The following is a 20,432-nucleotide window of genomic DNA, read 5'->3' as shown; positions in this document are numbered from 1 at the left end:
AGGACGGGGGTCGTGTGTCGGAAACAGCGCAACGTACGGCGGATCATCGACCGTACTTCTTCTTGAGTTACGCGCACACGCCGCGGTACGGGGCGGGGGGCCCCGATCCGGACATGTGGGTGGAGCGGCTCTTCCGTGACCTGTGCGGTCACGTGATGGCCATGACGGACCTGCCGGCCGGTGCGCCGGCCGGATTCATGGACCGGGAGATCCGCTCGGGCGAGGGCTGGTCCGAGCGGTTGGGCGAGGTGTTGGCGAACTGCCGCGTCTTCGTCCCGCTGTTCTCCCCCCGGTACTTCGCGAGCGAGATGTGCGGGAAGGAGTGGTACGCCTTCGCCCAACGGGCGATCTACCACCAGGCGAAGAGCAACCGTCCCGCCGAGGCGATCGTCCCGGCGCTCTGGGTCCCGATACCCCCGGAACAACTTCCCGGACCTGCCGAAAGACTCCAGTTCAACCACCGGGCCTTCGGCGACCGCTACGTCACCGACGGACTGTACGGTCTGATCAAACTCCGCATTTTCGCGGAGGAATACGAAGCGGCCGTCTACGAACTCGCCAAGCGGATCGTCGCCGTCGCCGACACCACGCGCGTCACACCGGGCTCCCCGGTCGACTACCGACACGCCCCCAGCGCCTTCGGAAAGGCGAGCAGCGGCCCGCGCCCCATGCACTTGATGGTCGCCGCACCCACGCACCACGACCTCCCCGACGGCCGCGCCCCGGACTACTACGGAAAGCAGTCCCAGGACTGGAACCCGTACCTCCCGGACTCCGCGCGGCCCTTGGCCTACGTCGCCCAGGACCTGGTGCGCTCCCTGGACTACCAGGCCACCCTGTCCTCGTTCGACCACGAGACCCTGCCCGACGCCGGACAGCCGCCCAACCGGCCCGAAATACTGATCATCGACCGCTGGGCCCTCGCCGACGACGCCCGCTGCGCGCGGCTCGCCGAGTTCGACGCCCAGCCCCGGCCCTGGATGACCGTCGTGGTGCCCTGGAACCGCGACGACCCCCAAAGCCGGCTCTCCGAAGCCGAGTTGGCCGAGCGTTTGGAGCGCACCATGCCGCACCACCTGAGTCACGGCCGCCCCGCCTGCAGAGCCGCCGCCCGCGGGGTGTTCAGCATGGAGGCGTTCGGGCAGATCCTTCCCCAGGTCGTCGAAGCCTCCGCCCAGGAGTACCTCAGGCACGCCGAGGTCTTCCCGCCCGCCACACCCCCCGGCGCCGCTCCCCGCGAACGGCCCCGGCTGCGCGGCCCGATGGCCGACCACGGCACCACCCAGTACGTCCCGGACAAGATGCGCGGTTTCGCCCCCGATGCGGAGGACACGGATGACAGCCAGTCGTGACGGACGCATCGTCACCTTCTACTCGTACAAGGGAGGCACGGGCCGCACCATGGCCCTGGCCAACACGGCCTGGATCCTCGCCGCCAACGGCAAGCGGGTGCTGGCGGTCGACTGGGACCTGGAGGCCCCCGGGCTGCACCGGTTCTTCCACCCCTTCCTCGACCCGTCCACCCTCGGCGCCACCACCGGGGTCATCGACCTGATCACCGAGTACGCCTGGGCGGCGATCACCCCCGACACCGCACGGCGCGACGACTGGCACGTGGACTACGCCCGCATCCAGCCGCACGCCGTCTCCCTCACCCCCGAGATCCTGGGGTGGGAGTTCCCGCAGGGCGGCACCCTGGACTTCGTCTCGGCCGGCAAGCAGAACCGGGAGTACTCCGCGACCGTCTCCACCTTCGACTGGGACAACTTCTACGACCGGCTCGGCGGCGGCCTCTTCTTCGACGCGCTGCGCGACGACATGAAGGCCAACTACGACTACGTCCTCATCGACAGCCGCACCGGCCTCAGCGACATCGCCGACATCTGCACCGTCCACCTCCCCGACATCCTCGTCGACTGCTTCACCCTCAGCGACCAGTCCATCGACGGCGCGGCCTCCGTCGCCCGCCAGATCGACGAGCGCTACGGCGGCCGGAACATCAAGATCTACCCGGTGCCGATGCGGATCGACGAGGGCGAGAAGGAGAAGGCGGACGCGGGCCGGGTGCTGGCCCGGGTCAAGTTCGACCGGCTGCCCAACGGACTCACCGGCGAGGAACTCACCGCCTACTGGGGTGCGGTGGAGATCCCCTACCGGCCGTACTACGCCTACGAGGAGACCCTCGCCACCTTCGGCGACGAGGCGGGGCTGACCAACTCCCTGCTCTCCGCCTTCGAACGGCTCACCGCCGTCGTCACCGAGCAGGACGTCACCTCCATGCCCACCGTGGGCGAGGAGACCAGGCTGCGCATCAAGGACGCCTTCACCCGGCGCCGGCCCGCGCTCCCCGCCGACCTGCTGCTCAGCTACGTGGCCGAGAACCGGATGTGGGCCGACTGGATCGAGTCGCTGCTCACCCGCGCCGGGTTCCGGGTGGTGCCCCGGGACGTCTCCGTCGAACGCGAGCAGGGCGAGGGCACCGTCATCAACGAGAGCGCGGCGCGCACCGTGGTGCTGCTCTCCGCCGCGTACCTCAAGTCCACCCGCGCGGTGGAGGTCTGGTCCCGGACCGTCGCCGAGGACCCCGGCGGCAGCCGACAGCACCTGCTGCCCGTCCGCGTCGGCGACGTACGGCTCACCACCCCGTACATCGACCGCAACCCCGTCGATCTCTTCCGGCTCGACGAGGTGCAGGCCGCCAGCGCCCTGCTGCGCGCCCTGGACCGGCCGGTGCAACTGCCCGACAGCTCCGCGCCGGGCCCGCGCTTCCCCGGCACCGTGCCGAAGATCTGGAACGCGCCGCCGCGCAACCCCGGCTTCACCGGCCGCGCCACCGCGCTGGAGCGGATGCGCGACCAACTCGGCGGCGGAATGTCCGTGGCCGCCGTGCTGCCGCAGCCGCAGACGATCTACGGCCTCGGCGGCGTCGGCAAGACGCAGGTCGCCATCGAGTACGTGCACCGCTTCATGGCCGACTACGACCTGGTGTGGTGGATGTCGGCCGAGCAGACCGACGACGTGGTGGCGAGCCTCGCCGAACTCGCCGTGCGCCTCGGCGCCCAGGGCGGCGACGACATGGCCGCCGCCTCCCGGGAGGCCATCGACCTGCTGCGGCGCGGGGTGCCCTCCACCCGCTGGCTGCTGATCTTCGACAACGCGGACGACCCCGAGCAGCTCAAGCGGTTCTTCCCGCCGCAGGGACCGGGCCACATCCTCGTCACCTCCAGGAACCAGACCTGGTCGCAGTACGGTGACGCCCTGCCGATCGACGTCTTCACCCGCGAGGAGTCGATCGAGCACCTCCAACGCCGGGCCCGCGGCCTGAGCGTCGACGACGCGGACCAGGTCGCCACCGCCGTCGGTGATCTGCCGCTCGCCGTCGAACAGGCCGCGGCCTGGATCGCGGAGACCGCCACCCCGGTCGCCGAGTACCTGGAACAGCTCAAGGAGCAGGCCACCAGCGTGCTCGCGCTCAACCAGCCAGTGGGCTACCCCGAGCCCGTGGCCGCGACGTGGAACGTCTCCATCGAGCGGCTGAAGGAGCGCTCGCCCGCCGCGGTGCGCCTGCTCCAGCTCTGCGCCTTCTTCGCACCCGAGCCGATCTCGGCCAACCTCCTCTACAGCAAGGAGATGATCGACGCCCTCAAACCGTACGACCCCTCCCTCCAGGAGAAGCTGGTGCTCGGGCGGGTCATCCGGGAGATCGGCCGGTTCGCCCTCGCCAAGGTCGACACGGTCTCCAACAGCATCCAGGTGCACCGACTCGTCCAGGCGGTGATCCGGGCGCAGTTGACCGACGAGGAGCAGCAGCAGGCGCGGCACGCCGTGCACCAGGTCCTCGCGGGCGCCCGCCCCGACGACGACGAGCCGATCGACAACCCGTCCACCTGGCCGCAGTTCGCCACCATCTGGCCGCACCTGACCACCTCGGAGGCGCGCAACTGCCGCGAGCCGGAGACCCGTCGGCTGCTGATCGACCGGGTGCGCTACCTGTGGAAGCGGGGCGACTGGGCCTCGGCCGCCACCCTCTGCGCGGAGGTGCGCGAGACCTGGCGGGAAATGCTGGGGAACAACGACTACCAGTACCTCTACCTGCGCTTCCACCTCTCCAACATCATGCGCTCGCAAGGGCGGTACGTGGAGGCGAAGGACCTGGACGAGGTCACCTTGGAGCGTCAGCGCAAGGTGCTGGGCCCCACCCATCCGCACACCTACATGACCACCAGCGGACTGGCGATGGACCTCGGCACCCTCGGCCAGTACGCCAGGGCGATGGAGCTGGCGACCGAGGCCCACGAGGGCTTCAGCCAGATCTTCCACGAGTCCCACCCGCGCACCCTCGCCGCCGCGAACAACCTGGCGCTGAACCTGCGGATGGTCGGCCAGTACGCCCGGGCCCGCGAGCTGGACCAGGACGTCTTCGACCGGCGCACGGAGGTGCTGGGCGCCGCGCACCCGTACACCCTCTCCTCCGCCACCTCGCTCGCCCGCGACCTGCGGGAGGTCGGCCGGTACGAGGACTCGGTGGCGCTGCTGGCGCGCACGTACGACCTGCTCAAGCAGCAGTTGGGGCGGACCTTCCCCGGGACGCTGGCGGCGGCCAAGAGCCTCGCGGTGTCGCTGCGTCGGGCCGGTCAACTGGAGGACGCGCGCCGGCTGACGACCGCCACCCGCAACCGCTACCGCACCCAGTACGCGTCGGCGAACCCGGACTCGCTCGCCTGTGACCTCAACCTGGCGGCGGACCTGTTCGCGGCCGGGGAGCCGGTCGCGGCCCGGGACCTGGCGCAGGAGGTCGTCGACCAGTACGTGCTGGTGCCGGGGGAGAAGCACCCGTACACCCTGGCCGCCATGAACAACCTGGCCATCTTCCACTGGGGCTGCGGCGATCCGGAGGCGTCGGAGCAGTTGTTGGTGAGCGTGGTCCGGCGGATGAGCGCGGTCCTCGGGGACAGCCATCCGCACGCCCTGTTCTCCACGATCAACCTCGCCAACGCCCTGGCCGACCTCGGCAACCTGGAGGAGACGCTGGAGATCGAGCAGCGCACGGTGACCCGGTTGCGCGAGGTGCTGGGCGCGCACCACCCCGAAGTGCTGGGCGTGGCCTCGAACCTGGCGGTCACGCTGTCGATGCTGGGCCGCAAGGACGAGTCGGCGCAGTTGCGCAACGAGACCGTGGAGGAGCTGTCGCGGCAACTCGGGGAGGACCACGCGCTCACCCGGATCGCCCGCGACGAGCGCCGCGTCCACCGCGACCTGGAGCCGTTGGCCGTGTGACCCGTGTGACCTGCGTGACTCGCTGAGGCGGGAGAAGTGAGGCGGCGGGGGCGACATCGCCCCCGCCGCCTCATGGCACCGGTGCTACAGGTCCTCGATCAGCCAGGTGAGGATGCGCGGCAGGGCGTGCAGCGCCTCGAAGTGCGCGGCGGCCGGTTCGAGGACGGCGGTGGCGCCGGGGATGCGCTGGGCGAGCCACCGGGAGTGGCCCACCGGCGAGAAGACGTCCTGCTCGCCGTGCCAGAGCATCACCCGGCCCGTGATGTCCGCCGGGTCGAAGCCCCACGGGCTGTTGAAGGCGAGGGCGTCGTCGATCCAGCCCCACGCCGACATCCGCAGCGCTTCCTGGTAGTTGCGGAGCAGCATCGAGCGCACCCCGGCGTCCGCGACGATCATGCGGTCCGAGTCGGGCAGCTCGCGCCGCAGGTCGTTGAGGAGCTTGATGGGATCCTTGCGGATCTCGTCCGAGCGGTGCGTGAACACCTCGGCGAGCCCGGTGGGGTCGTCGAGGGCGGAGGTGTACGCGTCGACGTTCGACGCGGTCATCCCCTCGAACCAGTCCAGTCCGTCCGCGTCCCTGGGCGCGAGCGTGACCAGCGCGGCGGTCCGGTCGACCCGGTCGGGCATCAAGGCGGCGCACGCCAGGGCGTGCGGTGCGCCTCCCGAACGGCCGACGACGGAGAACCGGTCGAGCCCCATCTCGTCCGCGATGGCGCGGACGTCCTCGGCCACGTCGGCGACGGAGCGCCCCGGCAGCCGGTCCGAGCCTCCGTAGCCCGGACGGTCGTAGACGATCATCCTCATGCGGCGCTGGTAGAGCACCATTCCCCGGGGAGCCGGCCCCAGCCGACTGCCCGGAGTGCCGTGGAGCAGGAAGACCGGCTTGCCCCGAGGGTCCCCCAACTGCTCCGTCATCAGATGGCGCCCGTCCTTCGCGCACACCCGACGTCGCACCCCCGCCCCCTTATGTCCTTTGCGCCCCCGGGCCGTGTACGACACGGCTTCGCGCGGGCTGACGGCCATGAAGTGTGTGCATTCCCCGACCCCTTGATGATTACCCATTCCGCGGGCGGAAGCTTGTGCTTTCGGTATCGCGGGGCGGCGGATGCGGCGGACTTCGCGTGGACGTTCCGCGACCGTGCGCCGGTACTACGCCCCCCGGTGCGTCCCGCCGTCACCGGCAGCCGCCGTCAGGGGCGCCCCGCCGTCGCGCTCGTCCGCCCGGCGGCGCAGGAACGCGCACACCATGGTCACCACGGCGCCGCCGGCCGCCCAGGCCGCGATGACCAGCAGCGGCCCGGTCGCGCCGCTGCCGCCGAAGTAGCTGATGGAGCGGGCCGCGTAGGTGCCGGCGCCCGGTGGCAGCGCGGGGCCGATCGCCTGCCAGAACGGTGGCAGCAGCGGATACGGGTAGGCGCCGCCGGCGCTGGGATTGCCGAGGACCACGACGACCAGGATGGCCAACCCGATGCCGACGATGCCGGCGAGCCCCTGGAGCGCGAGGGTGATGGCGCCGACGGCGAACACCAGCAGGGTGCCGAGGCCCCACAGGGCCGGCACGCCGCCCGGCAGGGCGTCCAGGACGGGGCCCGCGATGACCGCGCCGAGCAGTCCGGTGACCGCCGCGTACAGCAGCAGCACCGCCAGTCGGATGAGCCCGCGGGCGGGGTTGGCGGGCCGGGCGCCGGCGCTGATCGCGAGCGCCGCCGCGCACAGGTAGCCGCCCACGCACCAGCCGATGACGAGGTAGAAGGAGGTCAGCCCGCGGGCGTCGCCGCGGGCGTTCGGCACCAGGTCGACCACGTCGACGCTGCGGCCCTGCGCCCGCTCCGAGCGGGTGACCACCGCGGTCAGCGCTTCGGAGAGGGAAGCGCCGGAGGCGCTGGCCACCAGCAGGCGGTCGGCGGCGCCCGTGGTCAGGACCAGGGCGCCGTCCACGTCCCGGTCGCGCACCTGGGCGGCGGCGTTCGCCTCGTCGGCCACCGCCCTGGGCGCGAGCGGGTTGCCGGGCAGCGTCCCCAGCCGGCGCACGGCCTGCGCCGCCGCGGCCGGCGTGGGCGCGGCGACCGCGATCGGCACCTCCTTCGGCTTCGGGTCGTGGAAGGCGCCGATGTACGAGGTGATGAAGCCGAGCTGCAACGCCAGCACGCCGATGATCAGCAACGCGGCCCGCACGTGCACCGCGTCCCTGACCTCGTCGAAGAAGCCGGGGCGGGGCGGCGGTGCGGCGCTCGGTGCGGCGTGGCCCGGGTCGTCGGAAGTCGGCGTCATGGCCCCACGTTCGACGGCCCGGCGCCCGCGCGCAGTCGGGCGGAGCCGAATGGCTGACGCATCCGACGCGACGGAGCGCACCTTCCTGCGGGCCGCCCGCGCACTTCCCCCCCTGTGCCAGGCATGGGCACGGGGGGCATCCAGCGCCACCCGATTCGCTGCCACCGTCACCTGCCTGCGAGGAGGGGGCGGGTGTTTAGGGGGGCGAGGACCTGTGCGACCAGCCGCACGCGGGCCGCAGCCGCTGCAACACAGCTTGCCGCACGGCGAAGCCGTGCCTGTCGACGCAGCGGCAGCGCTGACGTGCGCTCAGTTTTTACCGACGCGTAACTTCCCTTCGCCGGTTACCCGTGCGTAGCTTGTCGTGAGCACGGCAAGAAGCTGCCGGGCCCGCTGAGCTGCGAGGAGGCCGCTCGATGCTGCCGTGGAAACGCTTCGTACGACCCGTCGCCGCACTCCTGCTGGCCGCGGCCGTGGGCTTCGCCCCGGCCGTCACCACCACCGCAACGGCCGCCCCGAGCGCCGCTGCGCAGACCCGCAGCAGCGGCTGGAACGACTGGTCGTGCCGGCCGTCCGCCGTCCATCCGCGGCCCGTCGTCCTGGTCCACGGCACCTTCGGGAACTCCGTCGACAACTGGCTGGGCCTCGCGCCGTACCTGGTCAACCGCGGGTACTGCGTCTACTCGCTCGACTACGGGCAACTGCCCGGCGTGCCCTTCTTCCACGGGCTCGGCCCGGTCGAGGAGTCCGCGCGGCAACTCGACCGCTTCGTCGACCGGGTGCGGGTCGCGTCCGGTGCGGCGAAGGTCGACATCGTCGGCCACTCGCAGGGCGGCATGATGCCCCGGCACTACCTCAAGTTCCTCGGCGGCGCCGCCGAGGTCAACGCACTCGTCGGGCTCGCCCCCAGCAACCGCGGCACCACCCTGCTGGGGCTGACCAAACTGTTGCCCTTCTTCCCCGGCGTCGAGGACCTGCTGACGGCCGCCACCCCCGCCCTCGCCGACCAGATCGTCGGCTCGCCCTTCCTGACCAGGCTCAACGCGGGCGGCGACACCGTCCCCGGGGTGCGCTACACCGTCATCGCCACCCGCTACGACCAGGTGGTGACCCCCTACCGGTCGCAGTTCCTGACCGGGCCGAACGTGAAGAACGTGGTGCTCCAGGACCTCTGTCCGCTGGACGTCTCCGAGCACGTGGCGATCGGGACCGTGGACCGGATCGCCTTCCACGCGGTCGCCGGCGCCCTGGACCCGGACCGCGCCACCACGACGAACTGCGCGTCCGTCATCGGCTGAGTGCTTCAGCGGACGACGGACGCGCGGTCCTCGTACGGGGGAGGGGGCTCACGTCCCCCTCAGGCGGCGGCGATCAGCGACCGCCGGCCGCCGTCTTGCGCCGGGTGGTGACGAACATGGCGCCCGCGCCCACCGCGAGCACGACCGCACCGCCGGCGGCGATGTACGGGGTGTTCCCGTCGCCGCCGGTTTCCGCGAGCGTCGCGGAGCCGCCCTGGGCCTTCGGGGCCTGGGTGGCGGCCACCTGGGTGGTGCCGTGCCCCTGGGCCTCGTGCCCGGCCGCGTACTCGCTGTTCTGCTTCACCTCGGCGGGCGTGTCGCCGCCGTGGCCGCCGTGGTCGACCGAGGACTTGGCGGAGCTCTGCTCGATCTGCTGGTCGGTGGGCGCCTTGGCCGCCGGGGCGCCGCCCGTGCCGCCGCCGAACGCCACGTCCGAGCAGGTGTAGAACGCCTCGGGGGAGTCCGAGCGCTGGAGGATCGAGAAGACCAGGTGGCGACCGGTCTTCTTCGGGACCTCGCCCTTGAACACGTACGAGCCGTCCACCAGCGGCGGGTTGTCGAGCGAGACGAAGGGCTGGGCCTCCAGGTCCGACCACTTCAGCGGCTTGGTCGGGTCGTACCCGTCCTTGGTGATGTACAGCGACAGGTTGCCCACGTGCGGCGCGGTCGCCCGCCACTTGAACGTCTTCTGGCCCGCGGCCATCGCGGTGGTCGGCCAGTCGGTCCGCGGCAGGTCCAGGCCCTTGTACTTGTCCCGGCCGGCGCTGCACAGCTTGCCGTCGGGGATCTGCTGCTTGTGCTGCCCGGCGACGGCCGGCAGGTTGACCTCGTTCCAGTCGTACAGCGGCTGGGTGCCGCCGGCGGCGACCAGGGCCTTGCAGGCGGCGGAGTCGGGGCTCTCCGGCCCCTCCGCGTGACATGCGGCGATCCTGCTGACCGGGTCCGCCATCGAACCGTGGGCGGCAGCCGGAGCGGCGGAGATCCCGGCCAGCGCGAGCGGCGCCAGACCGAGGAAGGCGGCCGCGGTGACCATACGGCGAGCGGTCATGGTGTCGTACTCCTCAGGAACACTGGGGGGAGGTGGAGCTCTGGGGGGAGCCGGAACCGGCCCGGACGTCCGCGCAGCCCGTGTTCACCTCATGCGCGTTGGTCCGGACCAAGTCCCGACGTCGAGAAAGCTAACCCCTCCGCTCCCCGAAATCCCGTGCCGGAACGGGAAGATGATGATCCTTATCCTTGCTTTAAGGAGGCGCTAAGCGCAGGCTCAGGAAGCGGATGCCGGCCCCGCAGCTCCGCCGCCTGCTGCCCATATCGCGTCTGATGGCCGGAAATCGACCGACATCACGTGATGTGCTGCCGCAACGTGCATCATCGAGTGACAACGAAGATCCACGTCGAGCGAAGGAGGCAGCCCATGGCGCACCTGGCCAAGGTCCTGACCCGCGAAGAGCGCGATGAGTTCCTCGTCCAACCCCACATCGGTGCCCTGTCGGTGGACTCCGGCGAGGAGGACCGGGCGCCGCTCACCGTCCCCGTCTGGTACCGCTACGAGCCCGGCGGCGACCTCTGGCTGATGACGGCGGCCGACTCGCGCAAGGCCCGACTCATCTCCGCGGCCGGCCGGTTCTCCTTGATGGTGGAGCGAACCGTGCCCACCGTGCGTTACGTGTCGGTGGAGGGTCCGGTCGTCGGCATCAGCGACGCCACCCCCGAAGAGCTCGAAGAAGTCACCCGCCACTACCTCGTCGACCCCGAGAAGGTCGCGGAGTACCTGGCCTTCGCCAGGCGGGAGCACGGACCCCAACTCGTCGTCCGCATGCGGCCGCAGCGTTGGCTCAGCGCCGAACTCGGCGAAGCGTAGGCGTCGCCAAAGCCGACGGTGCCGGCCGGTCCGGCGGGCGCTTCACCGCCCGCCGGCCAGCCGGTACCGGCGCTCCGGCCGACCCGTACCGCCGTAACGGAGCGTGACCTCGACCCGGCCGGTCTCCACGAAGTACTCCAGGTAGCGCCGGGCGCTCACCCGCGACAGCGAGCCGGCCTCCGCGCACTCCGACGCCGACAGATCGCCCCCGCGCTCCTGAAGGATCCGCTCCACCAGCTCCGCCGTGTGCGGCGCCAGTCCCTTCGGCAGCCCCCGGGCGCCCGGCGGGCGGGTCCCGAAGATCTGGTCCACGTCCTCCTGGCGCGCCTCGCCGAGCCGGGCGAAGCGGGACCGCAGCGACGCCACGTGGCGCAGCTGCTCCTGGAGCGCCGTCTGGTTGAAGGGCTTGATCAGGTAGTGCAGCGCACCGGCCCGCAGCGCGGCGCGCACCACCTCCGCGTCCCGCGCCGCCGTGATGAACAGCGCGTCCGCGCTCGCCCGCGCCGGATCTCGCTCCTCCGCGGCCCTCAGTTCGCGCAGCACCGTGAGCCCGTCCATGTCGGGCAGATAGACGTCGAGCAGGACGACGTCGGGCCGTAGCCGCTCCGCGGCGCGCAGCGCCTCGGCCCCGCTGTGCGCCACTCCGACGACCTGGAAGCCGGGCGTCACCGACACATAGCGGCTGTGCAGCTTGGCGACCATGAAGTCGTCGTCCACCACCAGCACTTTCATCACGGGCACACGCTAAGGCGCGACCACAATGACCACAACGTCCGTTGATTCCGGAAGAGAGACACTTTCTTAACGCGACGGCAACATGTGGGCCACTTCACACACCCCTACCGAGAGGCGGCTCACGTGCGATTGCGCACTCCCCTCGCCCTGCTCGGGGCAGCGTTGCTGGTGCTGGTGGGGCCGCCCCTGCTCAACACAGGCGACGGCTCCGACAGCGGTGGCAAGATCCCCGGGCTGCGGTTCATGGTCCCCAACACCCCGGGCGGGGGCTACGACATCACCGCGCGCACCGCGGCGAAGAACGCCGAGGACGCTGACCTCACCCATGACATCGAGGTCTTCAACCTGCCGGGCGCCGGTGGCACCGTGGGCCTCGCACGTCTGGTCAGCGAGCACGGCAACGGCAAGCTCGCGATGTCGATGGGCCTCGGCGTCGTCGGCGCCGTACACGCCAACAAGGCTCCGAAGACCCTCGCCGACACCACCCCGATCGCCCGGCTCACCGAAGAGCAGGACATCGTCGTCGTCTCGAAGGACTCGCCGTACGAGACCATCCAGGAGCTGGTGGAAGCCTGGAAGAAGAACCCCGGCAAGCTGTCGGTCGGCGGCGGGTCGTCGCCCGGCGGGCCCGACCACCTCGCGCCCATGCTGATGGCGAAGGCCGCCGGCATCTCCCCGAAGTCGGTCAACTACGTTCCGTACGACGGCGGCGGCGAGCTGCTCGCCTCCATCCTCGGCAACAAGGTCGGCTTCGGAGTCTCCGGCGTCAGCGAGTACCTCGACCAGATCAAGTCGGGCGAACTGCGACTGCTCGCCGTCACCGGCCCCAAGCGGGTCCCCGGGCTCGACGCCCCCACCCTGCGCGAAGCGGGGATCGACACGGAGTTCACCAACTGGCGCGGCATCGTCGCACCGCCGGGGCTCTCCGAGACCGAGCGGGAGAAGCTCGTCAGCCTGGTCGAGAAGCTGCACGCCTCCGACGAGTGGAAGAAGTCGCTGGAGAAGAACGGCTGGACCGACGCCTTCCTCTCCGGTGAGGACTTCGGCGAGTTCCTCGACGAGCAGAACGAGCGGGTGGAAACGGTGCTGAAGGAGTTGGGACTGTGAGCTCTCACGAAACCCCCACCACGCAGTCGACGGAGACCTCCCCCGGACCGGCCCGCGAGGGCTTCCGCTCCTGGCTGCGCGACCACTCCGAACTCGGCGTCAGCGTGCTGCTGTTCGCCATCGGCGTGCTCGTCCTCGGCGACGCCCTCACCATGGACGTCGAGATCGCCCAGCGCGGGCCGGTCGGCCCCAAGACCGTGCCGATCGTGGTCGGCGTCGGCCTGCTGCTGATCGCCGTGCTCCTCGCCGTCGACGTGATGCGCGGCGGTCGCGGCGAGGCCGAGGGCGGCGAGGACATCGACCTGAGCGAGCCCAGCGACTGGCAGACCGTCCTGCTGCTCGCCGGGGTCTTCCTCGCCTTCGCCGTGCTCATCACCCCGATCGGGTTCCCCATCGCCGGCGCCCTGCTGTTCTGGGGTGCGGCCTTCGCGCTCGGCAGCCGGCACTTCCACCGCGATCCGCTGATCGCCGCGGTGCTCTCCCTCCTCACGTACTACGTCTTCAACGACCTGCTCGGCGTTCCCCTGCCGGGCGGCCCGCTCATGGGGGTGCTGTAGCACGATGGATTCGATCAACTCACTCGTCGACGGCTTCGGCACAGCGCTGACGCCGATCAACCTCCTGTGGGCAGTGATCGGGGTGCTGCTGGGCACCGCGATCGGCGTGCTGCCCGGCATCGGCCCGGCCATGGCGGTGGCGCTGCTGCTGCCCGTGACGTACGGCCTCGAACCCACCGGCGCGTTCATCATGTTCGCCGGCATCTACTACGGCGCCATGTTCGGCGGCTCCACCACCTCCATCCTGCTGAACACACCGGGGGAGAGCGCGGCGGTGGTCGCCGCGATAGAAGGCAATCCCATGGCCAAGTCGGGGCGCGGCGCGCAAGCGCTCGCCGCCGCCGCGATAGGCCACTTCGCCGGCGGCATGATCGGCACGCTCCTGCTGGTCGCCCTCGCGCCCACGGTCGCCGACCTCGCGGTGGACATCGGCGCCCCCGACTACTTCGCGATCATGGTGCTGGCCTTCATCGCCGTCACCTCCGTCCTCGGCTCCTCCCGGATCCGCGGCCTCGCCTCCCTGCTCATCGGTCTCACCATCGGACTCGTGGGCCTGGACCAGATGACCGGCCAGCAGCGCCTGACCTTCGGCTCGCTGCACCTCGCCGACGGCGTCGACGTCGTCATCGTGGCCGTCGGGCTCTTCGCCATCGGCGAGGCCCTGTGGGTCGCGGCCCACCTGCGCCGCGGCGGCGCCCCGCCGATCCCGGTCGGCCGTCCGTGGCTCGGCAAGGAGGACGTCAAGCGCACCTGGAAGCCCTGGCTGCGCGGCCCCTTCATCGGCTTCCCGTTCGGTGCCATCCCGGCCGGCGGTGCGGAGATCCCCACCTTCCTGTCGTACGTCACCGAGAAGCGGCTCTCCAAGAACAAGAAGGAGTTCGGCAAGGGCGCCATCGAGGGCGTCGCGGGTCCGGAGTCGGCGGCGTCCGCCTCCGCGGCCGGCACCCTGGTCTCCATGCTGACCCTCGGCCTGCCCACGACGGCCGTCGCCGCCGTGATGCTCGCCGCGTTCCAGCAGTACGGCATCCAGCCCGGACCGCTGCTCTTCGAGCGGGAGCCCGACCTGGTGTGGGGCCTGATCGCCTCGCTCTTCGTCGGCATGGTCCTGCTGCTGGCGCTGAACCTGCCGCTGGCCCCGGTCTGGGCGAAGCTGCTGCGGATCCCGCGCCCCTACCTGTACGCGGGCATCCTCTTCTTCGCCGGGGTCGGTGCGTACGCGGTCGGCGGCGAGGCCCTCGACCTGGTCATCCTGCTGATCATCGGTCTGATCGGGTTCGGGATGCGGCGGTACGGGCTGCCGGTGCTGCCCGCCGTCATCGGTGTGATCCTCGGTCCGGGCGCGGAGCAGCAGTTGCGCCGTGCCCTCCAGATCAGCGACGGCAACGTGAGCGGCCTGTTCAACACGGCGTTCTCGGTCACGGTCTACGTGGTGATCCTGATCCTGCTGGCCTGGCCGCTGATCAAGAAGGTGCTGGTGCGCCGCCGCAATAACATGTCCGCATGACCATGGATTTGAGATGAACATGGACACCCGTCTCGCCGTCGTCGACGATGTGCCGCAGGTGAAGAAGATCACCGACGCGGCGTACCACCAGTACATCGAACGCATCGGAGTCGTGCCCGCGCCCATGAAGGCGGATCACGCCGCCGACGTGGCGGCGGGGCGGGTGTTCGTCACGGGGGAGCCCGTGCAGGGCGTGATCGTCCTCGTGCCGCGGGGCGACCACCTCTTCCTGGAGTCGGTCGCGGTCCACCCCGACGCCCGCGGGACCGGCCTCGGCCGCACCCTGCTGGGCCTGGCCGAAAGCCGGGCCCGGGAGCTGGGACTCGCCGAGATCCGGCTCTACACCAACGCTTTGATGTGGGAGAACCAGAACATGTACGCCCGCTACGGCTACGAGGTCGTGGAGCGGCGGGTCGGCGGGGCGTACGACTGCATCCACTACCGCAAGCCGTTGTAGTCGCGGGGGCGGACCTCAGCCCGCCAACTCCGCCGCCAGTGCGCCCCTGAGGGCCAGCGCCTCCACTTCGGCCAGTGCGGCGACCGCCGCTCGCGCCGCCGGCGGATCCTGCCGGTGCAGACCGCTCGCCGCGAACTCGTCCTCGTCCAGCCGCAGCACCGCGGTACCGTCCGCCGACACCCACAGGTCGAGGTCCAGGTCCTCCACGGTCAGCTCGCGGCCCGTCACCAGGGCCGGCCGGGTGACGTCGCAGTACCAGCCCTTGAGCGCGCCGTCCGCGGTCCGCACCTCCTTGACGGCGTACCACCTCGTGCGCCAGTAGTGCTCGGTGAACACGTCCCCCGGCTCGAACCGCACGAAGCCGAAGTCCCGGACGCCCGGCGCGGCCCACGGGGCGCGGACCACCAGGTGGTCCCCGTCGTCCCGGACCAACTCCGCCGGGTAGCTGATCTTGGACTTGCCCGCCTTCACCAGACGCACCTCGAAGTTCATGTGCCGTCCGCCTTCCTTTCCGGCTCCGCCGGCGCACCCGCGGGGCGCGCGTGATGGACAATCGGTCCGTGACCTTGAAGATCGAAATTGACGCCGCTTCCGGCGTCGCCCCCTTCGAGCAACTCCGCGGCCAGATCGCGGAGCTGGCCCGCTCCGGCGCACTGCCCGTCGGATACCGGCTGCCCACGGTGCGGGGGTTCGCCCAGGAACTGGGGCTCGCCGCCAACACCGTCGCCAAGGCGTACCGCGCGTTGGAGGCGGACGGGGTGGTGGAGACGCGGGGCCGCAACGGGACCTTCGTCGCCCCCGCGGGTGACGCGGCGGCGCGCGAGTTGGCGCACGCCGCCGCGGTCTTCGCCGAGCGCGCCGAGCGCCTCGGCGTCAGCGCGCCCGCCGCCCGCGCGGCGGTCGAGGACGCGCTGCGCGCCGCGTACGGCTCCTCGGGCTGACCCACGCCCCTCCCGGCCCGTTGTGCCGCGCTCGCCGGTGCCCTGTGCCATGCGCCTTGTGACGGAGCCGCCGTAGCGCTGCGGGAGCGTTGGTCGCTACCGGCCCGCTGTGGCTCGTCGCGCAGTTCCCGCGCCCCTCAATACCTCCGCCGTGCCCGCAGGGCTTCGGGGGAGCGGGCCTAGAGGTACAGACCGGGCGCGGCGCGGCGGGAGTTGGGGACGCCGGGCGGGGGCGTGCCGCGGCGCAGGGCGTACAGCTCGGCCAGCGAAGAGCCCTCGCTGCCCACGCCCTCGTCGGTGCCGAGCCAGGCGACGGACTCCGCACGCGTCAGCGGGCCGACCTCGATCCGGGCCAGCGCCCGTCCCGGCCGCACCACCGCGGGGTGCAGACGCTCCAGGTCCTCGTTGGTCGTCACCCCCACCAGCACGTTGCGGCCCTGGCCCAGCAGGCCGTCCGTGAGGTTCAGCAGCCGCGACAGCGCCTGGCCGGTGGCGTCCTTGGCCTCGCCGCGGATCAGCTCGTCGCAGTCCTCCAGCAGCAGCAGGCGCCACCGCTCCTTGTTCCGCTGCCCGTCCTCGCCCGCGTCGTCATCGTCGTCGGCCCCGTCCTCGTCGCCGATCGCCAGGTGCATCAGGTACCCGACGTCGTTGAAGAGCCGCTCCGGGTCCAGTACGCAGTCCACCTGGCACCAGTCGCGCCAGGCCCGCGCCAGCGTGCGCAGGGCGGACGTCTTGCCGGTGCCGGGCGGCCCGTGGAGCAGCAGCAGCCGGCCGGCGACGTCGTCCGGGGTGAGCTTCATCAGCCCGTCCATCGCGTCGACCACGGGCGCCGTGTAGTTGCCCCGCACGTCCTGCCAGGAGCCCGCCGCGATCTGGCGCGTGGTGCGGCGCGGGCCGCGCCCCGGCACGTGGTACCAGAACCCCATCTTGACCTGTTCCGGCACGTCCTCGGGCTCGTCGCTCGCGTCCTGGACGGCCAGCTTCAGCATCCGCTCCGCCAACTCCGCGGAGGTCGCCGTCACCGTGACGTCCGCGCCCGCGTTCCAGCGGGACACCAGCACGGTGAAGCCCTCGCCCTCGGCGAGCAGCGCGCTGCGGTCGTCGCCGCGCGCCGCCCGCACCACGGTGGCGCCCGGCGGCAGCAGGGTCACGTCCCGCTTGGCGCGGTCGATGGTGGTCGTGTGGGAGTAGGGCTGGTCACCGGTGGCGAAGCGACCGAGGAAGAGCGCGTCGATGACGTCCGACGGGGAGTCGTTGTCGTCGAGGCCCAGCCGGATCGGCAGGACGTCGTGGAGCCGTGGGGCAGACATGCCGCCCATGATGTGACACGAGCGCCGCCCCGTGCGCGTACTTTTTCGAACGGCGGGTCGACCCGGCGCGTCGCATCCCCGTGAGTCTTCGTTCAGCCCACCGTTTCGCGCAGCAGCGCCAGCCCGCGCCGGGTGCGGCGCACCGCCGCGTACCCCTTGGTCAGGGCACGGTCCTTGGCGAAGGTGCGGGCGATCGACCGGCCCTCGACGACCCGGACGAACTCGTCCAGACCGGTGCTGCGGCGGACCGTCAGCCGGCGCAGCGCGTACGGCCCCTGCTCCGGCCGGGCGAGCGAATTGCCCACGGCGAACGACTGTGCGAAGCCCGCCGCCCGCACCGCGGTGCGCACCCGACGGCTGGAGTAGCCGTAGGGGTACGCGAAGGAGCGCGGCGCCGCCCCCAACTCGTCCGCCACCAGGTCGCGGCAGCGGACCGTCTCGTACCAGAGCTGTTCGTCGTCGAGTTGGTCCAACTGGGGGTGGCTGTGGGTGTGGCCGCCGATCTCCGTGCCGGCCGCGGCCAACTCCCGCACCTGGTCCCAGTCCAGCATGGTGTCCAGGGCGCCGCCCTCGTCGTGCGCGCCGCGCAGCCAGCCCGTGGAGACGAAGAGGGTGGCGGCGAAGCCGTGCTCGGCGAGGACGGGCAGGGCGTACCGGTGGACGCCCTCGTAACCGTCGTCGAAGGTGACCAGGACGGGGCGGACGGGCAGTCGGCGGCTGCCGCCGGAGCGCCAGATCCCGCCGAGGTCCGCCGTGGTGAGGGGGGTGAAGCCGCGTTCGCGCAGCACCTGCATCTGCTCGGCGAAGGCGCCGGGGGAGACGGAGAGCGCATGCGTCTTCCGCGCCGGGTCGTGGGCGATCGCGTGGTACATCAGGACGGGTACGGGGTCGGTCATGTCGTGCCGTTCGCAAGAGGGGTTCGACCAGTGGACGCTGAGGACGCGGCGGGCCGGACGGGGGCGGCGGCGTCGGCGGGCGCGATGGGTTCGATGGGGCCCGAGGAGAACGTCACGCCGCCCCGGCGCGCCCGTACCGTGCCCACCGCGTAGCCGCCGGCCGCGGCCGCGACGCCCGCGACGATCGCTCCGGCCCGCCCCGCGCCGCCCCGGCGGCCCCGGGCCGCGTCCCGCAGCCCGCGCACCACGCCGGCCGGCAGCACCCGGGTGGTGTAGCGCCGTTCGGACTCCAACCCCTTGCCCGCGCCGACGCTCTTGGCCACCAGCGCCTTCGACAGGCCCTCGGCGTACGTCCGGGTGCGGAAGTAGGCGAACCGTTCGCGCACCGAGGGCACCTTGTGGTGGATCACCGCGCGGTCGTCGATCAGGAGCACCGCCGACGGCAGCGCCTTCGACAGCCGGATGCACAGCTCCGTCTCCTCGCACCCCAGCGGGCGCTTGTCGCCGTCGCGCCCGATGCCGGTGGCGAACCCGCCGGCGGCGTCGAACGCGGTGCGGCGGAAGGAGGCGTTGCCGCCGAGGACGTTGCGGACCCGGACCTTGCCCGGGGGCAGCCCGCGGTAGGTGCAGCCGACGACCCAGTCGAACTCCTCGGGGAACCAGGCCGGGCGGCGCCCCGAAGCCCAGGCGGCGTCGGTCCGGCCGCCGACGGCCACGACCGCGGGGTCGTCGTACCCCTGCGCGAAGTACCGCAGCCAGTCGCGCTCCGCCACGGCGTCGTCGTCGAGGAAGGCGACGAACTCGCCGCGGGCGGCGGCGATCCCGGTGTTGCGGCCGGCGGACAGGCCGCGGGGGCCGGCGTTGGCCAGCACCCGCACCTCGGCCGGGCCGCCGGTGGCGTCCTTGGCGTACTCGCGCTCCAACCGGCCGAGCAACCCTGGGTTGTGGTCGACGACGAGCAGGACCTCCAGCGCCGGCAGCGACTGGGCGCGCACCGAGCCGACGGCGGCGAGGATGTCGTCCCAGCGGTCCTCGGTGTAGGCGCAGACCACCACGGAGAAGCGGCGGTCAGCGGCGGGGGAGGGCTCGGGCGGGGCGCTGCTCAAGACGTCTCTCCCCGGGCGACCTTCACGCCGAGGGTGCCCGCGCCGCGTCGGCGGGCGGCGCGGGCCACCCCCTTCTCCTTGAGGATGACCTTGAGGACCCTGATCCCGTCACGCACGGCGCTGAGGTTGCTGACGCCGTGGATGCGGACGTACTCGTGGCTGGGCACTTCCTGGACCCGCAGCCCGGCCTTGACGACCCGGATGTTCATCAGGGTCTCTATCTCGAAGCCGGTGCAGTCGAGGGTGATCTCGTCCAGGCAGTGCTTCCAGAAGGCGTTGTAGCCGTAGCACAGGTCGGTGTAGCGGGCGCCGAACTTGGCGTTCACCACGGTGCACAGGGCCCAGTTGCCCAGCTTGCGGATGAAGGTCATGTCGTCGGTGCCGCCGCCGTTGGCGAAGCGGGACCCCTTGGCGAAGTCCGCCCCGGACACCAGCGCCGAGACGTAGGAGACGATCTCGCCGCCGTCGGCGGAGCCGTCCGCGTCCACCATCACGATGATGTCGCCGGTGCACGCCGCGAAGCCGCTGATCAGGGCGTCGCCCTTGCCCTTGCCGGCCTGCTGGACGACCTTGACGTCCGGCCGCAGTCGGCGGGCGACCTCCACCGTGTCGTCGGTGGAGTTCCCGTCGACGAGCACGACCTCGTGGATCCAGTCGGGCAGGGTCTTGAAGACGTGCGGAAGGTTCTGCGCCTCGTTCATCGCCGGGATCACCACGCTCACCGGTGGTGCGATCGCCAGGTGCGACGAGATCGGCCGGTAGCGTCCCGTGGCGGAGGACGTCGGTTGTTGCGGCGCCCGTCTCTCCGCGCCGTCCGCGCCGTCGCGTTCGACGTCAGCCGTGGCGGGATCGTGCTCCGGAGCGGCCGGGCGCAGGACTGAACTCATGGATCTTCTTTCCCTCTCCACCGGTGGAACGCCCGCCCCCGGGCGATCCGGATGAGTGTCCGGTTTGAAGGGGGTTTCTTCTCCCTCGGCCGTGCCGGAGCAACGCTCCGCGCAGGTGGGCGAGGTACAGAACCGGCCGTGCGACAGCTCGTCGACGCATGCGACGGCTCAGCACGACACCCCCCTACCGCATCACCCGCTCCGACCCATCGCGAGGCGTGTGCC

18 protein-coding genes are annotated in these 20,432 nt (G+C 71.6%); 9 read left to right on the top strand and 9 right to left on the bottom strand.

Annotation, left to right across the window (positions count from 1 at the left end; genetic code table 11):
- Positions 1–62 precede the first annotated feature (62 nt).
- Together ACH4E8_RS26295 and fxsT are read left to right on the top strand one after the other, a co-directional pair.
- Positions 63–1,352 (top strand): TIR-like protein FxsC, encoded by a 1,290-nt coding sequence (locus ACH4E8_RS26295; RefSeq protein WP_398452414.1) that lies wholly within the window; start codon positions 63–65, stop codon positions 1,350–1,352.
- The gene (gene fxsT, locus ACH4E8_RS26290; protein ID WP_398452411.1) at positions 1,336–5,277 is read left to right on the top strand and encodes an FxSxx-COOH system tetratricopeptide repeat protein; all 3,942 of its coding nucleotides are present in this window, start codon (positions 1,336–1,338) and stop codon (positions 5,275–5,277) included. The genes ACH4E8_RS26295 and fxsT overlap by 17 nt, the downstream gene beginning before the upstream one ends.
- A gap of 84 nt (positions 5,278–5,361) precedes the next feature.
- On the opposite strand, the gene ACH4E8_RS26285 is transcribed toward fxsT, so the two are convergent.
- On the bottom strand, positions 5,362–6,231 hold the full coding sequence (locus tag ACH4E8_RS26285; protein ID WP_398452408.1) for an alpha/beta fold hydrolase: 870 nt from the start codon (positions 6,229–6,231) through the stop codon (positions 5,362–5,364).
- A gap of 195 nt (positions 6,232–6,426) precedes the next feature.
- Positions 6,427–7,548: a DUF3533 domain-containing protein gene (locus ACH4E8_RS26280; RefSeq protein ID WP_398452405.1), complete on the bottom strand. Its 1,122-nt coding sequence runs from the start codon at positions 7,546–7,548 to the stop codon at positions 6,427–6,429.
- A gap of 416 nt (positions 7,549–7,964) precedes the next feature.
- Between ACH4E8_RS26280 and ACH4E8_RS26275 the strand changes: the two genes are divergently transcribed.
- Positions 7,965–8,846, top strand: a complete 882-nt coding sequence (locus tag ACH4E8_RS26275; protein WP_398452403.1) for an esterase/lipase family protein — start codon at positions 7,965–7,967, stop codon at positions 8,844–8,846.
- A 73-nt stretch (positions 8,847–8,919) separates the two neighbouring features.
- Here ACH4E8_RS26275 and ACH4E8_RS26270 read toward each other — a convergent pair whose 3' ends face one another.
- Entirely contained in the window at positions 8,920–9,894 is a 975-nt protein-coding gene (locus tag ACH4E8_RS26270) for a lytic polysaccharide monooxygenase (protein ID WP_398452400.1), read from the bottom strand.
- Between the two features lie 366 nt (positions 9,895–10,260).
- Between ACH4E8_RS26270 and ACH4E8_RS26265 the strand changes: the two genes are divergently transcribed.
- Positions 10,261–10,707 (top strand): pyridoxamine 5'-phosphate oxidase family protein, encoded by a 447-nt coding sequence (locus ACH4E8_RS26265; RefSeq protein WP_398452397.1) that lies wholly within the window; start codon positions 10,261–10,263, stop codon positions 10,705–10,707.
- A 42-nt stretch (positions 10,708–10,749) separates the two neighbouring features.
- Here the strand turns inward: ACH4E8_RS26265 and ACH4E8_RS26260 are convergent, their stop codons facing one another.
- Positions 10,750–11,439 carry a response regulator gene (locus ACH4E8_RS26260; protein WP_398452571.1) on the bottom strand — a complete coding sequence of 230 codons (690 nt, stop codon included), beginning with the start codon at positions 11,437–11,439 and terminating at the stop codon, positions 10,750–10,752.
- A gap of 126 nt (positions 11,440–11,565) precedes the next feature.
- Here ACH4E8_RS26260 and ACH4E8_RS26255 point away from each other — a divergent pair, with 126 nt between their 5' ends.
- The 4 genes from ACH4E8_RS26255 to ACH4E8_RS26240 are packed head-to-tail and all read left to right on the top strand — an operon-like array spanning position 11,566 to position 15,067.
- Positions 11,566–12,549, top strand: a complete 984-nt coding sequence (locus ACH4E8_RS26255; RefSeq protein WP_398452394.1) for a Bug family tripartite tricarboxylate transporter substrate binding protein — start codon at positions 11,566–11,568, stop codon at positions 12,547–12,549.
- Positions 12,546–13,106 carry a tripartite tricarboxylate transporter TctB family protein gene (locus ACH4E8_RS26250; RefSeq protein WP_398452392.1) on the top strand — a complete coding sequence of 187 codons (561 nt, stop codon included), beginning with the start codon at positions 12,546–12,548 and terminating at the stop codon, positions 13,104–13,106. Before ACH4E8_RS26255 ends, ACH4E8_RS26250 begins: the two co-directional genes overlap by 4 nt.
- Before the next feature lie 4 nt (positions 13,107–13,110).
- Positions 13,111–14,610, top strand: a complete 1,500-nt coding sequence (locus ACH4E8_RS26245) for a tripartite tricarboxylate transporter permease (RefSeq protein ID WP_398452389.1) — start codon at positions 13,111–13,113, stop codon at positions 14,608–14,610.
- A 19-nt stretch (positions 14,611–14,629) separates the two neighbouring features.
- The gene (locus tag ACH4E8_RS26240) at positions 14,630–15,067 is read left to right on the top strand and encodes a GNAT family N-acetyltransferase (RefSeq protein WP_398452570.1); all 438 of its coding nucleotides are present in this window, start codon (positions 14,630–14,632) and stop codon (positions 15,065–15,067) included.
- A gap of 15 nt (positions 15,068–15,082) precedes the next feature.
- Here ACH4E8_RS26240 and ACH4E8_RS26235 read toward each other — a convergent pair whose 3' ends face one another.
- Complete coding sequence (locus ACH4E8_RS26235) at positions 15,083–15,559, bottom strand: DUF402 domain-containing protein (protein WP_398452386.1); 477 nt, start codon at positions 15,557–15,559, stop codon at positions 15,083–15,085.
- A 68-nt stretch (positions 15,560–15,627) separates the two neighbouring features.
- Here ACH4E8_RS26235 and ACH4E8_RS26230 point away from each other — a divergent pair, with 68 nt between their 5' ends.
- Positions 15,628–16,008, top strand: coding sequence for a GntR family transcriptional regulator (locus ACH4E8_RS26230; protein ID WP_398452383.1), 381 nt, complete (start codon positions 15,628–15,630; stop codon positions 16,006–16,008).
- A gap of 179 nt (positions 16,009–16,187) precedes the next feature.
- Here the strand turns inward: ACH4E8_RS26230 and ACH4E8_RS26225 are convergent, their stop codons facing one another.
- The 4 genes from ACH4E8_RS26225 to ACH4E8_RS26210 form a co-directional block, all read right to left on the bottom strand.
- Entirely contained in the window at positions 16,188–17,327 is a 1,140-nt protein-coding gene (locus ACH4E8_RS26225; RefSeq protein WP_398452381.1) for a DUF5925 domain-containing protein, read from the bottom strand.
- An 83-nt stretch (positions 17,328–17,410) separates the two neighbouring features.
- A complete protein-coding gene (locus ACH4E8_RS26220) occupies positions 17,411–18,214 on the bottom strand; it encodes a polysaccharide deacetylase family protein (protein ID WP_398452378.1) in 804 nt (267 codons plus the stop codon).
- Positions 18,211–19,320 (bottom strand): glycosyltransferase family 2 protein, encoded by a 1,110-nt coding sequence (locus ACH4E8_RS26215; RefSeq protein WP_398452375.1) that lies wholly within the window; start codon positions 19,318–19,320, stop codon positions 18,211–18,213. The genes ACH4E8_RS26220 and ACH4E8_RS26215 overlap by 4 nt, the downstream gene beginning before the upstream one ends.
- Positions 19,317–20,207, bottom strand: coding sequence for a glycosyltransferase family 2 protein (locus ACH4E8_RS26210; RefSeq protein WP_398452373.1), 891 nt, complete (start codon positions 20,205–20,207; stop codon positions 19,317–19,319). The genes ACH4E8_RS26215 and ACH4E8_RS26210 overlap by 4 nt, the downstream gene beginning before the upstream one ends.
- Positions 20,208–20,432 lie beyond the last annotated feature (225 nt).

This window comes from Streptomyces sp. NPDC017979, from assembly GCF_044328175.1.
Lineage (GTDB): Bacteria > Actinomycetota > Actinomycetes > Streptomycetales > Streptomycetaceae > Streptomyces.
The sequence above is the reverse complement of the archived record's forward strand: the minus strand, read 5'-3'. Positions and strand labels throughout refer to the sequence as shown.

What these genes read in the sequence shown, in the direction of transcription:
- ACH4E8_RS26220 (WP_398452378.1), bottom strand. Translation starts at nt 18,214, where the DNA reads ATGACCGACCCCGTACCCGTCCTGATGTACCACGCGATCGCCCACGAC.
- ACH4E8_RS26270 (WP_398452400.1), bottom strand. Translation starts at nt 9,894, where the DNA reads ATGACCGCTCGCCGTATGGTCACCGCGGCCGCCTTCCTCGGTCTGGCG.
- ACH4E8_RS26245 (WP_398452389.1), top strand. Translation starts at nt 13,111, where the DNA reads ATGGATTCGATCAACTCACTCGTCGACGGCTTCGGCACAGCGCTGACG.
- ACH4E8_RS26210 (WP_398452373.1), bottom strand. Translation starts at nt 20,207, where the DNA reads ATGAGTTCAGTCCTGCGCCCGGCCGCTCCGGAGCACGATCCCGCCACG.
- ACH4E8_RS26260 (WP_398452571.1), bottom strand. Translation starts at nt 11,439, where the DNA reads ATGAAAGTGCTGGTGGTGGACGACGACTTCATGGTCGCCAAGCTGCAC.
- ACH4E8_RS26240 (WP_398452570.1), top strand. Translation starts at nt 14,630, where the DNA reads ATGGACACCCGTCTCGCCGTCGTCGACGATGTGCCGCAGGTGAAGAAG.
- ACH4E8_RS26280 (WP_398452405.1), bottom strand. Translation starts at nt 7,548, where the DNA reads ATGACGCCGACTTCCGACGACCCGGGCCACGCCGCACCGAGCGCCGCA.
- ACH4E8_RS26265 (WP_398452397.1), top strand. Translation starts at nt 10,261, where the DNA reads ATGGCGCACCTGGCCAAGGTCCTGACCCGCGAAGAGCGCGATGAGTTC.
- ACH4E8_RS26235 (WP_398452386.1), bottom strand. Translation starts at nt 15,559, where the DNA reads ATGAACTTCGAGGTGCGTCTGGTGAAGGCGGGCAAGTCCAAGATCAGC.
- ACH4E8_RS26275 (WP_398452403.1), top strand. Translation starts at nt 7,965, where the DNA reads ATGCTGCCGTGGAAACGCTTCGTACGACCCGTCGCCGCACTCCTGCTG.
- ACH4E8_RS26225 (WP_398452381.1), bottom strand. Translation starts at nt 17,327, where the DNA reads ATGGGCGGCATGTCTGCCCCACGGCTCCACGACGTCCTGCCGATCCGG.
- fxsT (WP_398452411.1), top strand. Translation starts at nt 1,336, where the DNA reads ATGACAGCCAGTCGTGACGGACGCATCGTCACCTTCTACTCGTACAAG.